The organism is Tropicibacter oceani (assembly GCF_029958925.1).
Lineage (GTDB): Bacteria > Pseudomonadota > Alphaproteobacteria > Rhodobacterales > Rhodobacteraceae > Pacificoceanicola > Pacificoceanicola oceani.
On sequence record NZ_CP124616.1, the window covers coordinates 3531967 to 3546513 of the forward strand.

Below are 14547 nucleotides of genomic sequence, written 5' to 3' on the forward strand. Positions count from 1 at the left end.
GCCTGGCCTTTGCGGTGCGGGCTCATGGGCGGGGCAACCATTCGATGGGCTTCATGCGCGTTTCTTCCCTTTGAATGGTCCGGCGTCAAGCGTCGCCCCGCGCGCGGCGGGGCGTATCGTCACTATAACGGCATTCCGGGAATGGGGGAAACAGCGAGTGGGCACAATGGACCGCACAGGCGCGCCAAAGCGCCAGGCCGCGCCCATCGCGAGGCGCGGCGCAGGCATTGCGGGTCTAGCCCAGCAACGCCTTGGCCTGCGCAAAGGACAGCAGACGCCGGGATTTTTCATCCCACAGGTGCAGGCGCGCATTGGCAAGGCTTTCGCGGATGGTCATCCGGTTGCCCTCGGCCAGCTTCGCGTGGTCGCGCAGCACTTCGGGCAGGCGGTAAAAGGGAATGCGACTGTGCAGGTGGTGCACATGGTGAATGCCGATGTTCCCGCTCAGCCATTGCAGGACCCGCGGCAACACATAGTGCGAACTGCCGTGCAGCGCCGCGTCGTGCAATTGCCAGTCTTGTTCCTGGTCCCAAAGGGTGGTTTCGAACTGGTGCTGGACATAGAACAGCCAGACCCCGGCCGTCGCGGCCAGCAAGGTCGAAGGCAGGAAGATCAGCAGCAAGGGGGCAAGCCCGCCGAAATAGACGACCAGCGCAAGCCCCGCGAGGATCGCGGCATTGGTCGACATGGCGCTGACCCAGTATTTGCCGTTCGCCATCAGCCCAAGCGGCACGCGGTTCTGCAAGAAGAAAAGATAGCCCGGCCCCAGAACAAACAGCACGACGGGATGGCGGTACAGCCGGTACATCAGCCGACTGCGCGGCGACAGCGCCTGGTATTCTGCCACGGTCAGGGTATGGATGTCGCCCATGCCGCGCCGCCCCAGGTTGCCCGCGGAACTGTGGTGCACCGAATGCGACCGTTTCCAGACATCATAGGGCGTCAGCGTCAGCACGCCCAGCACGCGGCCCAGCCAGTCACCCAGCGTCCGGTTGCGGAAATAGGCGCCATGCCCGCAATCGTGCTGGATGATGAACAAACGCAGCAAAAAGGCAGCGTTGACCACCGACAATGCAAGGGTCAGCCAATAGCTGACGGACATCGACCACCAGGCCAGCCCCCACAGCAAAAGGAAGGGGCCCAAGGTCACGGCCAGCTCAAAGGCGCTGCGCAGCGGATTGGGGTCACGGTATTTGGAAAGGACTTTCACCCACTCGCGCGCATCGCGCGCGTCGGGCTGCTGCCCGGATGATTCGGTATGGTCGGACATGCGCCTGCTTTTTTTTCGTTATCGAGTGGCTTCATAGACGATAACGCCGCCCGCGCAAATGACACTTGAAGACGCATGTCGAATTTTCGATCTGTTCCAGGATTTTTACCGCGCATTTTAACGACTGGCCGGACCACAAATCAGGCCCCGAACCGCAAACCGGCAAGGTTGCGCCCGCCGCAAAAAGCCCAAGGGACAAGCGCGTGCCAGCGGGTTAGCATGGGGAAAACGGGTCTTTTCGGGGGTTTCCATGTCGTTGCGCGCCATTCTGCTGTGTCTGTTGATTGCCCTGCCGGGCGTGGCCCCGGCACAGGATCGCCGAGCGGTCGAACGTCAGTTTCAGGGTTGGCTGGAACAAAGTGTCTGGCCGCGCGCAAAGTCAAAAGGCGTGTCGCGCCAGATCTTTGACGGGGCCTTCAAGGGCGTGACGCTGAACTGGGATCTGCCCGATCTCGTGCCTCCCGGCTCAAAGCCCGGCGGCCCGCGTCAGCAAAGGCAGGCGGAATTCGGATCGCCCGGGAAATACTTCAACCGTGGGTCGGTCGACGGGGCGACGCGGGTGGGGCGCCAGATGGCCAAACGCCACGCCGCCGCGCTGGCGGCGACCGAACGCGCCACCGGCGTGCCCGGACGGATCATCCTGGGCATCTGGGGGCGCGAAAGCGGCTATGGCCAGGTGCCGATCCGCAACAATGTCTTCGAGGTGCTGGGGACCAAGGGCTTCATGAGCACCCGCGCCGCCTATTTCACGGACGAGCTGATCGCGGCACTGCAGATCGCCCAGGCCGGCCATGCCCCTGAAAGCGCCATGAAAAGCAGCTGGGCCGGAGCGCTGGGACAACCCCAGTTCATGCCATCGAATTTCCTGAAATACGCGGTGGATGGCGATGGCGACCGGCGCGCCGACATCTGGCGGTCCGAGGCGGATACCATTGCCTCGATCGGCAATTACCTTGCGCGGCACGGCTGGCAGACCGGCCGCGACTGGGGGTTCGAGGTGGATGTGCCTGCCTCGGTGTCCTGCACGCTTGAAGGACCCGACCAGGGCAAACCCATCCGCGCCTGGGCGGCGATGGGCATCACCCGCGTCAATGGCAAGGCTTTTCCCGCGTCCGAGCTGGGCGGACAGGGGTTTTTGTTGATGCCCGCGGGGCGCAATGGTCCGGCCTTTGTCGTCACGCCCAATTTCTACGTGCTCAAGGACTATAACATGAGCGATCTTTACGCCCTGTTCGTCGGCCATGTCGGGGACCGGATCCAATACGGCATGGGCGATTTCCAGCGTGGATGGGGCCAGGTTGGCGGGCTGCTGCGCTCGGACGTGGCGGTGATGCAGCGCGCGCTGGAACGCATGGGGCACGACGTCGGCGGCGCGGATGGCCTGCCGGGCTTCAAGACACGCCGCTCGATCGGCCGCTGGCAAGAGGCCAAGGGCCAGCCCGCCACCTGCTTTCCCGAGGCCGGCATGAAATCCGCTTTGCGCTAAAGCGCGCCCTCGGCCTCCAGCACCTTGCGTGCGGCGCGAAAGCATTCCAGCGCCTGCGGCACGCCGCAATAGATGCCGATGACATGGATGATCGCGCGAATCTCCTCTTTGGTGACGCCATTGTTCAGGGCGCCTTTGCAGTGCAGTTCCCATTCCTGCATCTTGCCCAGCGCGCCGATCATCGAAAGGTTCATCATGCTGCGGGTCTTGGCATCGATCACATCGTCGCCCCAGCCAAAGCCCCAGCACCAGGCGGTCATCGCCTGTTGGAATGGCCGGGTGAAATCATCGGCGGCGGCCAGGTTGCCGTCCACATACTCCGCCCCAAGGGTGGATTTGCGCTGCTCAAGCCCCTTGAGAAAAAGGTCCTCGTCAAACACCGTCATGGCGCCCCCCTGTCAGATCATGCCCCTGCCCCGCTTTGCAGGGCCTGCGACAGTAGTGAAAGGCCCGGCGAGGCAGCGCAATACCCAAGTGGGCGCACAGGCACTGACGCGCCTGCGCTTTGATCAGATCAGAAATCGCTCCAATGCTCGGCAGGGCCGCCCGAAACCTTCAGCGGCTTTGCCGCCGGGGGCTCGGGCGTCCAGCTGTCCAGTTTGACGACGGCTTGTTCCTTTGCTCTTGGTCTCGGCGCCACGCGGGCCGCATCGCCGGTCTTGAACTGGCCAACGAGTTCGGACAGCCGCGTCGCATTGCCCTGCAACACGCCGCTGGCCGAGGTGGTTTCCTGCACCATGGCCGCGTTCTGCTGCGTGACGCGATCCAGTTGGGACATGCCGACATTGATCTGGTCCAGCCCCGAGGACTGTTCGACCGCGACCTGGGCGATATCGCTGACCAGTTGTGAAATCTGGCCGATCCGGTCAAGGATCGCATGCAGCGCGCCGCCGGCCTTGCCCACCAGGTCAACCCCGCGCTCTACCTGGTGCGAGCTGTTGTCGATCCGGGACTTGATCTCCATCGCGGATTCCGACGAGCGCTGCGCCAGAGCCCGCACTTCGGCGGCCACGACGGCAAAGCCTTTGCCGGCATCACCTGCACGGGCCGCCTCGACACCGGCATTCAGCGCCAGCAGATTGGTCTGAAAGGCAATGTCGTCGATCACGCTGACGATCTTTGAAATCTCGCCCGAGCTGCCCTCGATCTCGGTCATGGCGGCCACGGCATCCCTGACGACGACCTCGCTGTTTTCGGCCTGGTCGCGGGCCTGCTGAACAGTGGCCTCGACGGTGCGGGCGCCTTCGGCGGCGGCCCTGACGCTGGAGGTCAATTCATCCAGCGCGGCGGCTGTTTCTTCCAGCGTCGCGGCCTGGTTTTCCGTCCTTTGCGACAGATCACCAGTGGCCCGCCCGATTTCATCCGACCCGTTGGCGATGCTGTCTGTCGCCAGCACCAGTTCCGACATGGTCTTGGTCAGGGTTTCCAGCGTGGCGTTGAAATCATCGCGCAGTATCCTGTAGCCGTCGGACATGTCTTCGTCGATGCGCGCAGTCAGATCGCCCCGGGACAGCCGCGCCAACCCGTCGCCGATCGCCTTGACGGCTTTTTCCTGCTCTTGCATGCGGGCGGTCCGCTCGGCCTCGACCGTTTTTGAGATTTCCTGCTTTTCGACCAGCCCATCGCGAAAGACCGACAGGGCCTGCGCGATGCGAAATATCTCGTCGCTGGCCCGATCAAAACCGGTGACCGGGCGCAATTCACCCCGGGCCAGCCGTTCAGTCGTTATGCTGATCGCGCGCAGTGGTTTGAGGATAAGGAAACGGGTCAGAAGCAAGGCAAGGACAAACACCACGCCCGAAGCCACCAGAAGCCAGCGGATCTGCTGTTGCGCCTGCGTCACCTCGGTCGAAACCTTGCCGGCCATCGCCTCCATACGGGTCTGGCTGGACCGGCCAAGATCGCGCGCAAGATCGGCGATCTGAAGCACCGCGGTCGCGGTCGCAGCCGATTCCGCCGCCGCCGAGGCATTGGCCCGCAGCGAGGTGATCTTGAAAGCCGGCAGGCCCTGCCCCGCATCCGCCAGGGCGACAAGCTGCCCAAGATTTTCGGCAAGCACGCCGTCGTTGAAATCGAGATAGGCGCCCAGCGCCTCGGCGGCCTTGGACAGGGGAACCGCGGCTGTCGTTGCCTCGGCGATGCCGGGGGCTGACACCACATCCAGCGCCGCCACCTGGAAACTGCTGATCCAACCATTGATTTCCAGCAGCTTGTTCAAAAAGCCGCCTTCGTTGTCCAGCAGGCTTTGGATGGCCACGCCGTTTTCGGTGCTGGCCTCATCGGCGGCGATGGTCAGGGTAAAGACCATGTCATCCACCGCTGTGGACAGCACCGTGTCCGCGATCTGGCGCGCCTGCAGAACCGCCTTGCGGGTGCCTTCGGACTGCGCCAGCCCGGCGGCGCTGGCCGCCTCGAAGGCCTCGGCGGCGCTGCGCAGAGGAGCCACGTCGATGATCACGACCTCGCCGCTGGCAAGCGTGTCGATGATCCCCTCCAGCCGCACCGAGGACGCTTTTGACAGGTCGGTCAGTATGGCCAGGGTCCCGCTGTCCCGCGTGGTGCCGATGGCCAGCGCCAGACCCGACAGCAGATTGACCTCGGCGCGGGCCTCGAGCAGGCCTTGAAGGGCGCCGAATTGTTCTTCGACAAGGCTGGCCAGCGTCGCATCAATCGTGGCAATCGTTTCCTCGCCGCCGATGACAAGGTTGAAGTAAGCGTTGTCGGCGATCTCGGTCAGGGTCGATTGCAGACTGCTGCTGAGGCTTTGCAGCTGGTTGATCTGAGTTTCAATCCAGGCATCGTTCTTGAAGACCGCGTTGCGCGCCGAAAGAAGGGCATCAAGGGTCGTCGCGACATTGTCCGCGTCTAAGCGAAACGCCTCCTGGTTCTGGGCGGGCAGCTGCCCGATCAGGCTGTTCAATTGCGCCGTGGATTTTGCCACCTCGTCCCGGCTTTGGGCAAGCGCGTCCAGATCCCCGGCCAGCAACGCCGATGTCATGGCCGTCTTGGTGTTGTTCGCGGCGTTGATCAATTCGATGCTGAGGTCAAGTTTGGGCAGCTTGTCCTGCGTCAGGTCATCCATGTCCTGCGCAACGCTTTGGAACACCACCGTGACAAGGACACCGCAGATCGCCGAGACTGCGCCCATGGCAATCAGCACCAGGGTGATCTTGGCCCCTATGCTGGAAAGCGGATGGCGCCAACGTTTGGGTTTGGTTTGCTTTTCTGCCGTCATGGGAACACCTGGGCTGTCCGTTCAAGTCCGCTGTGCGGACCGGCCCAAATCGCGGGCCGGCCGTGGTTTTCAGTTGGGAAAGCGCTGCGTCAGGCGCCGTTTCCTGCTGCCGTTGCAACCGGTTCGAAACCGCCGCCCCGGGTGATGCGGGTCAAAAAGACATCGTCCATCCCCTGGTTGTCACCGGGACCAAAGCGCATCACGACACCGCCGAAATCGACATCGCGCAGCGCGGCAAGTGCCGCCAGAAAGCTGTCGCGCGTCAGGGCCTGCCCGGCATCTTCCAGCGCCCTGATCACCAGGCGGCCGGTCAGATAGCCTTCGAGTGTGACAAAGCCCGGTTCCGCCGCCGCATCGACAGCCTTGAGCGCGGCGTGATACTGCGCCACCACCGGGCGGGTTTCGTCCCAGGGAAAGGGCACGACCTGGCTGATGATCACCCCTTCGCCGTCATCGCCCAGCTCGCTGGCCAGCGCATCGGACCCCACGAACGAGATGTTCACAAAAGTCGGATCGAACTTGAGCTTTCGCGACAGACGAATGAATTCGGCAACCGGCTTGTAGGCGCCAACCATGACCACGGCGTCGGGTTCGGCCTTGCGGATTTCCAGCAGCGCCTTTTTCACGGCAACGGTGTTGCGGGTATAGGTGCCTTCGGCTGACAGGGTCATGCCGCGCTTTGTCAGCGCCTCGGTGACACCGGCCAGACCGACACGGCCAAAGCCGTCGTCCTGGTACAGCAAGGCAATCGATTTCATCCCCAGTTCATCGACCAGGTAGGCAATCCATGCCTCGGTCTCGGCGAAATAGCTGGCGCGCACGTTGTAGATGTTGCCGTGGCTGGCATCGCGCAGGAACCCGGCGCCGGTGAAGGGGCCGACAAAGGGCAGCCCCGCCTCGGTCGCGACCGGTTGGGTCGCCGAAGCCGTCGGCGTGCCCACCGCACCGATCAACCCAAGATGGTTGTCTCCGGCAATCACCGACTTGACGTGCGAGACCGACCGATCAGGTTCATAGCCGTCATCCAGGCTGTCCAGAATGATCTGGCGACCATGCACCCCGCCCTTGGCATTCGCCTCGGCGAAGGCGGCCATCATGCCGGTGCGCATCCCCTGCCCCAGCGCGGCGGCCGGCCCTTCCAGCGCCGCCACCTGGGCAAAGCTGACCTGCGTGTCGGTGACGCCCTGCCCCGCAAGGGACAGTCCGGGAAGGACGGCCAACAGCGCCGCCGCAAGGGTTCTGGTTCCAAAGTTCATGAAAGGTCTCCAAACGTTCCGGTTCATCGGAGCAATCTGGAGGCAGTCGGTAAACAAGCGGTATCCGCCAAAGGGCGATTTGCAGAAAAATCGAACAGTCCTGGCGCCGCGCACCCGGTCAAAAGCTGTTGTTCAGCGCCTCGGCCGCCGGGATTTCGCGTTCGCGCCGGGCGATATAATCCAGCAAGGCGTCGTTCACGGCCTCGTCCAAAGGCGGCTCCTCGTAGGCCTCCAGCAGCTTGCGGGCCTGTTTCAGGGCGCGCTGGGTGACTTGGGTCGAGCCTTCGGCCATCCATTGTTCGATCGAATTGTTGTCAAACATCTCGGGCATGAAAAACGCGCTTTGAAAATGGTCCTGGGTATGCGGATGCCCCAGGTAATGCCCGCCGGGCCCGATGTCCGACACCGCCTCCAGCGCCTGGTCGAAATCATCCCATTTCGGCCCTTCGGCCATGCGGTAGGCCATGGCGCATTGTTCCGCGTCGACGATGAACTTGGCGACCGAACAATGCATCCCCGCTTCGTTCCAACCGGCTGAATGCCAGATGTAATTCGCCCCGGCATGGATGACCGCCGACAGCGTCGTCGCGCTTTCATAGCCGGCCTGAGCGTCCAGCGTCTTGGCCCCGCCAAGGGTGTTCGAAGTGCGCCACGGCACCCCGTAGAACCGCGCCATCTGGCCGATCATGAAGTTCATCAGGCTGATTTCGGGTGTCCCTGCCATCGGCGCGCCCGACTTCATCGACACCGTCGACAGGTAGTGGCCATAGATCGCCGGGCAACCGGGCCGCACCACCTGCGTATAGGCCAGCGCGCTGAGCGCCTCGGCGTTCAGCTGCGCGACCGTGGCCGGCACCGAGGCAGGCGTGTTCGCCCCGCCCAGCACGAAAGGAGAGCACAGCACAGGCTGGTTGCGACGGCAAAAGGCCCGCATCGCCCCCAGCATGGTTTCATCCCAGACAAGCGGCGAATTGCCGTTGCAATTGCCCGTCACGACCGGGTGGGTGTCGATGAAATCCTTGCCGAACAGGATGGCGCACATGTCCAGAACGTCTTCGGCGTTCTTCGGGCTGGTGGTCATGCCCATGAACATCTTGTCCGAATGTTTCATCGACGAATAGGTGATCCGCAGGTGCCGCTGGCTGATCGGGTGGTCATAGGGTTCGACGATGTGATGCGCGGTGGAATGCATCGCGGGCAGCATGTGCGACAGTTTGTGGAACATCGCCAGATCGTCCAGCGTCGGGGTGCGGCGAATGTCGTCCAGATCGCGCAGATAGGGCGCGCCGGTCATTGGGACAAAGACCGCCTGCCGCCCGCCCAGACCGACGTTCTTTTCGGGATCGCGGGCGTGGTAGGTAAAGCGGGCGGGGATCGTGGCGATCAAGGCGCGCACAAGACCGCGGTCAAGATAGACCATCTCGTCCACCACCTTGGCCCCGGCGCGTCGCCAGTCGCGCAGCGCCTCGGCGTCGCGGAACCGCACTCCGATGTTTTCAAGAATATCCATCGAGGCATTGTCGATCCGCTCGATCTGGGCGCCTTGCAGGATCTCGCAGGTGGGCAAGGCATGGCGCAGGCCGGGCAGCATGGTGATGTCGGTGGCGGCGCGCAGGGCGCGGCGGGCGTTGCGGCCCCCGGCGCGGGTGCGGGCGGGCCTGTCATCAGCGCTCATCGGGGCCTCCTCTTTCGCATCAGTCTGACCCGGGGTCGGCGGATATCCTGATCCGATTGCGAAATCCCCCGGTCGGAAAGCGACCGATTTGCCCAAGGCAGGTGACAGCCGGGGATCGCGGCCCTAGATACCAGCTGTCGACAGGAGAACACCGCATGTCCGCCCAGCCCAGCCCCCTGCCCCGCGTGGTCATCGTCAGCCACGGTCAACCCTCCGATCCGCAGATCGGCGAGACCGAGATAAGCGCCCTGGCCCGGGCGGTTGCCCAGGCCCTGCCGGGGCGGGACATACGCGGCGCAACCCTGGCCGCGCCCGGCGCGCTCGAGGACGCCTTGGACGGCAGCCGCGATGCGCTGGTCTATCCCTTTTTCATGGCCGATGGCTGGTTCACCAAAAGCGTTCTGCCAAAGCGGTTGACCGGGATGCAGGCGCGGCAATTGCCGCCCTTTGGGCTGGACCCGGACCTGCCCGAATTCACGCAGCAGTGGCTGCAACGGGTGCTGGACGAGGCCGGTTGGCAGGCCGGGGAAACCGGCCTGTTCCTGGCCGCGCATGGATCAGGCAAAAGCGACAAGCCCGCCGAAGTCACCCGCGCCTTTGCGCAGCACCTGGCCGCCTTGATGCCGCTGCGCGACATCCGCTGCGGCTTTGTCGAACAGCCGCCCTTTCTGGCCGACATGGCCAGAAACATGGGCGACAAGGCGATCTGCCTGCCGTTCTTTGCCCTGAAACGCGGCCATGTGCTCGAAGACCTGCCGCAGGCGTTGGACGCGGTGAATTTCGCCGGGCTGCGGCTGGAGCCGTTTGGCTGCCAGCCCGAATTGCCCGCCTTCATCGCCCGGCGGCTGGCGCTGGGTTAATCCAGCCGCCGTCCGGGGGCCAGCAGGGCACGATCCTGCACCACCTCGATCAGGTTGACCCCGCCGCGCGCACGCGCGTCATCAAGGGCGGTCTTGAAGCTGTCCAGATCCTCGGCGCGCGCCGCCCCTGCCCCAAAGGATTTGGCAAAGGCGACAAAATCGGGGTTGATCATCTCGGTGCCTGATACCCGCCCCGGGAATTCGCGTTCCTGGTGCACCCGGATCGTGCCATAGCGCGCGTTGTTCACCACGATCACCGTCAGGCGCAGGCCGTGGTGCACGGCTGTGGCCAGTTCCTGGCAGGTCATCATGAAACATCCGTCGCCTGCCAAAGCATAGACCTCGCGCCCCGGCGCGGCGACAGCGGCACCGATGGCGGCGGGCAGGCCATAGCCCATGGAACCAGAGGTCGGCGCAAGCTGGCTGCGCGGCGTGCGGTAGCGGTGGAACCGGTGCAGCCAGGCCGCGTAATTGCCCGCACCATTGGTCATGATCGCATCGGCCGGCACGGTGTCCGACAGGTGTTTGTAGATCGGCGCCAGCATGTCGTTGTTGACCGAACTGGCCGCGTTCAACGCCTCATAGGCGCTGCGCAGCGCCTCGCGTCGCTGTTGGAACCGGTCCGGGGCGATGGCGGGCCATTCGGCCACGGCGCGGCAAAAGCTTTCGGTGTCCGAGATCAGCGTGATCTCGGGCTCGTAGACCCGGCCCGGCTCTTCCGGTGCGGGGAAGACATGCGCCAGACGCTGTTTCGGCACGGGTGGTTTGGGATTGGTGTAGCCATTGGTCGTCATCTCGCCCAGACGCGGGCCGATGGCGATCAGCAGGTCGGTGTCCTCCAACGCCTCGGCCAGATAGGGCACCTTGCCCACCGCGAAATGGCCGACATAATTGGCATGGTCGTTGTTCATCAGCGCCTGGCAGCGCAGGCTGACGGTGACGGGGATGCCCTGCACTTCGGCAAAGCGTTGCAGGGCGGCGATGCCCTCCTCGGTCCAGTTGCCGCCGCCTGCCATGATCAGCGGGCGCTGCGCACTGGCGATGGCATCCTGCAAGGCCGCCAGCGTATCGGGCGCGGGCTGATAGCGCGGGGCCTCGACGCGGCGCGGGGCGGGCGGCGTGTCGATCATGTCGTACAGCATGTCCTCGGGCAGCGCGATCACGACGGGGCCGGGCCGCCCGGACAGCGCCACGCGATAGGCACGGCTGATGTATTCCTGCATCCGCGAGGCATCGTCGATCTGCGTCACCCATTTGGCCATCTGGCCGAACATGCGGCGATAGTCGATTTCCTGAAAGGCCTCGCGTTCGACCATGTCGCGCGCCACCTGCCCGATGAACAGGATCATCGGGATGCTGTCCTGATAGGCGACATGCACCCCGGCGCTGGCATTGGTTGCCCCCGGACCGCGCGTGACCATGCAGATGCCGGGCCGCCCGGTCATGCGGCCATGGGCATCGGCGGCCATGGCCGCGCCGCCTTCCTGACGGCAGGTCACGAACTGGATGTCGCCGCGCCCGTGCAGTGCGTCCAGCACCGGAAGATAGCTTTCCCCCGGCACGCCAAAGACATGGGACGTACCTTGGGCGACCAACAGGTCAACCAGGTGATCGGCGGCGCGGCGCTGTGTGTCGGGCATGGGGTCCTCGTGTGCTGGTGTCTGACGAAATGGGTAGGGGCTTTGGCGCGCAAGGTCCAGAAGGACGCTCAGCGCCGCAGCACGGCGGCGGCCCATTCATCCAAAAACCCCGCCTTGATCAGCGGATCGACATAGATCAGCAGACCGGGGTCCAGACGGATCGGCCGCAGGTGCGGGCCTTCGGCCAGGGCGGCCTCGTCTATGCGGGAAAAGCCCGTGCGCTCGTCGATCAGGGTTTGCCCCGCGTGCGAGATCAGGAAATCAAGGAACCCGCGCCCCAGATCGGGCCGCTGCGCGGTGACCGGCACAAAAGCGGTGCGCAGCAAGACCTGCGTATAGTCGCGCAATTCCACCATTTCGCCATCGGGCCAGGTTTTCAGCCGGTCGGCCAGATAGGACCCCAGCACGTTATAGGCCAGGATCAGCTTGCCCGCTTGCAGATCGTCCAGCATCGCCCCGGTCGAGGCATAAAGATGCGGCGACAGCCCGCCCATGACCTCGGACATGCGCCAAAAGGTGTCGGACTGCCGGGCGTCCTGACTGGCGAACAGGTAGCCCGCGCCAGAGCGGGCCGGATCATAGGTGCCGATGCGCCCGGCAAACAGATCAGGGTGATCGCGCATCAGGCGGATCAGGTCCTGCCGGGTTTCGGGGATCGGCGCGGCGCCCAGCGCTCGGCGCGACAGGGCCATGACCACCGGTTCCTGGGTAAAGCCGAACAGCTGGTCGCGCCAATGCGCCCAGGCGGGCAGCCGCGCCGTGGCCGGGGACTGGTGCGACAGGGCCAGCCCGTCATTGGCCAGCTTCATCTGCAAATCCATCGCCGAGGAAATCGCCAGGTCGAAATCGGCCTGTTCGTCCGCGATGGCATGGAACAGGGCCTGCGTGTTGGTCACGACATAATGCACCGAAACGCCCGGATTGCGCGCCTGATAGGCCTCGATCAGCGGCGCAAAGACCGCCGTGTCAGTCGAGGACAGGATATGCAGCGCGCCGGTTTCGGCGGCGCTGCGGAACCAGCGGTCTTCCTCGATCTCAAAGGCGCTGGCGACCAGCCCCCAAAGCATCAGGCCAAGGGCAATGAAAAACACGCGCATGCGCCGCCTCCTTTCCGCTCTGTCAGCTCCAGCGTGCCGCCATAGGCGCGCGCGACCTCGGTCACGATCGACAGCCCAAGGCCCGAGCCGATGACATCCTGAACATTGCCGCCGCGCTCAAATCTGTTGCCCAGCGCCTCCAGCTTCATCCCGCCAAGGCCCCGGCCCCGGTCGCTGACCGTGATCCGGGCAAATCCATCGGCGGCGCTCAGCGCCACCTCGACCGCGCCCAATTCGTCGGAATACTTGATGGCATTGTCGATCAGGTTGCGGATCACGGTTTCGATCAACAGCCGGTCGGCGGCGATGGTCACGGCGGTATCGGGGCGGTGATAGCCCAGCTCGATATCGCGCATTTCGGCCGAGGGGCGAAAGGCCTCGACGATATCGGCGATCACCTGGTCCAGCGCCAGGGCTTCGTCGCTGCGCTGGTCGGTGCGATAGATCACGGCGGCATGGTCCAGCAACTGGCTGGCCGAACGCGCGGTGTTGTCGGCCAGGCGGATGATCTTGCGCAGGTGTTCCTTGGTCTCGTCACTCTCGGTCTGACGCAGGGCGATTTCGGATTGCGCGCGCAGGGTGGTCAGCGGCGTGCGGATGTAATGCGCCGCCTCGGCGATAAAGGTTTCGGTCCGCGACAACGCGCCCGAAAGCCGCCCGATAAAGCCGTTCAGCGCGTTGACCAGCGGGCCCAGTTCCTCGGGGACCTGGCGTTTCACCGGGCGCAGATCCTGCGGGCCGCGCCGTGTCACCGCCCCGGCCAGATCGTTCACCGGTTGCAGGACAGACCGCGCCATGGCCACCGCCAGCAGCGCCGCCAACCCGAAGAACCCAAGCCCCAGCAGCAGCGCGCGATTGGTCAGCCCCGCGACGATGCTTTCCTGCACGGACCGCGTCTGTGCCACCACGATCAACACCGGCACCGTTTTGCCCGCCACCAGAACCGAGCGGCTGACCGCCGCCACCCGCACCGCATAGCCCAGATAGCGCGAATCGTAGAATTCGGGGTCCAGCCCGGACGGCAGCGTCGGAGGCAGCGGCAGGTCGGCGTAGCCCGTGGCCAGTTCCCCGTTCACCTCGATGCGGTAAAAAATCCGGTCATTGCCCAGCGCGCCCAGCATGGAAAAGGCCGAATAGGGAATGTCGATCACGATGCCGTCCTGCCCGCCGCGCAATTCCTCGGCGATGGCAAGGGTCGCGGCGCCCAGGATGCGGTCCTGCGTCTGTTCGACCGCCACGTCAGCGACCGTGCGGATCGAGTAGAACAAAAGCCCCGCCAGAACCGCCGCCACCACCAGCAATTGCGCCGTCAGCCGCCGCCGGATGGAAAAGCCGTGCCTGTCGCGGCTCATCCCTCGGTCAGCCTGTAGCCGACGCCGCGCACGGTTTCGATACGGGCGCGGCTGCCGTCCAGCTTCTTGCGCAGCCGCCCGACGTAGACCTCGATCGCGTTGTCGCTGACGGTTTCACTGACGGAAAACAGCCGGTCGTACAGCTGCGATTTGGAATAGATGCGACCGGGGGCCGACATCAGGATTTCGAACAGCCGCAATTCGCGGTTGCGCAATTCGCGCACTTCGCCGCCAAAGCGGATCGAGGCCTGAAGCGGATTGAAGGTCAGGTCGGCAAAGCTTTGGGTGTTTTCGGCCTGACCGCTTTGACGGCGCAGGACCGCGCGGACCCGGGCCGACAGTTCAAGGAAATCAAAGGGCTTGGTGATGTAGTCATCGGCGCCGCTGTCCAGCATCGCCACCCGGTCCGACACGGCCGAACGCGCCGTCATCACGATCACCGGCGTGGTGCGCTGCGCGCGCCGGTGCGCGGCCAGAAATTCGCGCCCGTCCCCATCAGGCAGCATGACATCAAGCAGAATCAGGTCGTACTCTGCCACGGCCAGATGATCCGACGCCTCGGCCAGCGTGGCAGCCCAATCCACCGCGTGACCGTCCATCGACAGCCGCGTTTTCACCGTTTCGGCCAGGTCGGCGCTGTCCTCGACCAGCAAAAAACGCATTTTCCCCCCTTTGG

11 protein-coding genes are annotated in these 14547 nt (G+C 64.5%); 2 read left to right on the top strand and 9 right to left on the bottom strand.

Annotated features, from left to right (window positions below; genetic code table 11):
* Nucleotides 1–235: 235 nt before the first annotated feature.
* The gene (locus tag QF118_RS16965) at nt 236–1270 is read right to left on the bottom strand and encodes a fatty acid desaturase (RefSeq protein ID WP_282300222.1); all 1035 of its coding nucleotides are present in this window, start codon (nt 1268–1270) and stop codon (nt 236–238) included.
* Between the two features lie 250 nt (nt 1271–1520).
* On the opposite strand from QF118_RS16965, the gene QF118_RS16970 reads away from it, so the two are divergent.
* On the top strand, nt 1521–2756 hold the full coding sequence (locus tag QF118_RS16970) for a lytic murein transglycosylase (RefSeq protein ID WP_282300223.1): 1236 nt from the start codon (nt 1521–1523) through the stop codon (nt 2754–2756).
* On the opposite strand, the gene QF118_RS16975 is transcribed toward QF118_RS16970, so the two are convergent.
* From QF118_RS16975 to QF118_RS16990, 4 genes are all read right to left on the bottom strand, one after another.
* A complete protein-coding gene (locus QF118_RS16975; protein ID WP_282300224.1) occupies nt 2753–3142 on the bottom strand; it encodes a carboxymuconolactone decarboxylase family protein in 390 nt (129 codons plus the stop codon). The genes QF118_RS16970 and QF118_RS16975 overlap by 4 nt on opposite strands.
* Nucleotides 3143–3270: 128 nt before the next feature.
* The gene (locus QF118_RS16980; protein ID WP_282300225.1) at nt 3271–5991 is read right to left on the bottom strand and encodes a methyl-accepting chemotaxis protein; all 2721 of its coding nucleotides are present in this window, start codon (nt 5989–5991) and stop codon (nt 3271–3273) included.
* A gap of 89 nt (nt 5992–6080) precedes the next feature.
* Entirely contained in the window at nt 6081–7247 is a 1167-nt protein-coding gene (locus QF118_RS16985; protein WP_282300226.1) for an ABC transporter substrate-binding protein, read from the bottom strand.
* A 118-nt stretch (nt 7248–7365) separates the two neighbouring features.
* Nucleotides 7366–8922, bottom strand: coding sequence for a trimethylamine methyltransferase family protein (locus QF118_RS16990; RefSeq protein ID WP_282300227.1), 1557 nt, complete (start codon nt 8920–8922; stop codon nt 7366–7368).
* Nucleotides 8923–9077: 155 nt separating this feature from the next.
* On the opposite strand from QF118_RS16990, the gene QF118_RS16995 reads away from it, so the two are divergent.
* Nucleotides 9078–9782, top strand: coding sequence for a sirohydrochlorin chelatase (locus QF118_RS16995; protein WP_282300228.1), 705 nt, complete (start codon nt 9078–9080; stop codon nt 9780–9782).
* On the opposite strand, the gene QF118_RS17000 is transcribed toward QF118_RS16995, so the two are convergent.
* The 4 genes from QF118_RS17000 to QF118_RS17015 form a co-directional block, all read right to left on the bottom strand.
* Nucleotides 9779–11422, bottom strand: a complete 1644-nt coding sequence (locus tag QF118_RS17000) for a thiamine pyrophosphate-dependent enzyme (protein WP_282300229.1) — start codon at nt 11420–11422, stop codon at nt 9779–9781. The genes QF118_RS16995 and QF118_RS17000 overlap by 4 nt on opposite strands.
* Before the next feature lie 68 nt (nt 11423–11490).
* Nucleotides 11491–12519 carry an ABC transporter substrate-binding protein gene (locus QF118_RS17005; protein ID WP_282300230.1) on the bottom strand — a complete coding sequence of 343 codons (1029 nt, stop codon included), beginning with the start codon at nt 12517–12519 and terminating at the stop codon, nt 11491–11493.
* Nucleotides 12489–13871, bottom strand: a complete 1383-nt coding sequence (locus QF118_RS17010) for a sensor histidine kinase (RefSeq protein ID WP_282300231.1) — start codon at nt 13869–13871, stop codon at nt 12489–12491. Before QF118_RS17010 ends, QF118_RS17005 begins: the two co-directional genes overlap by 31 nt.
* On the bottom strand, nt 13868–14533 hold the full coding sequence (locus QF118_RS17015; protein ID WP_282300232.1) for a response regulator transcription factor: 666 nt from the start codon (nt 14531–14533) through the stop codon (nt 13868–13870). The genes QF118_RS17010 and QF118_RS17015 overlap by 4 nt, the downstream gene beginning before the upstream one ends.
* Nucleotides 14534–14547 lie beyond the last annotated feature (14 nt).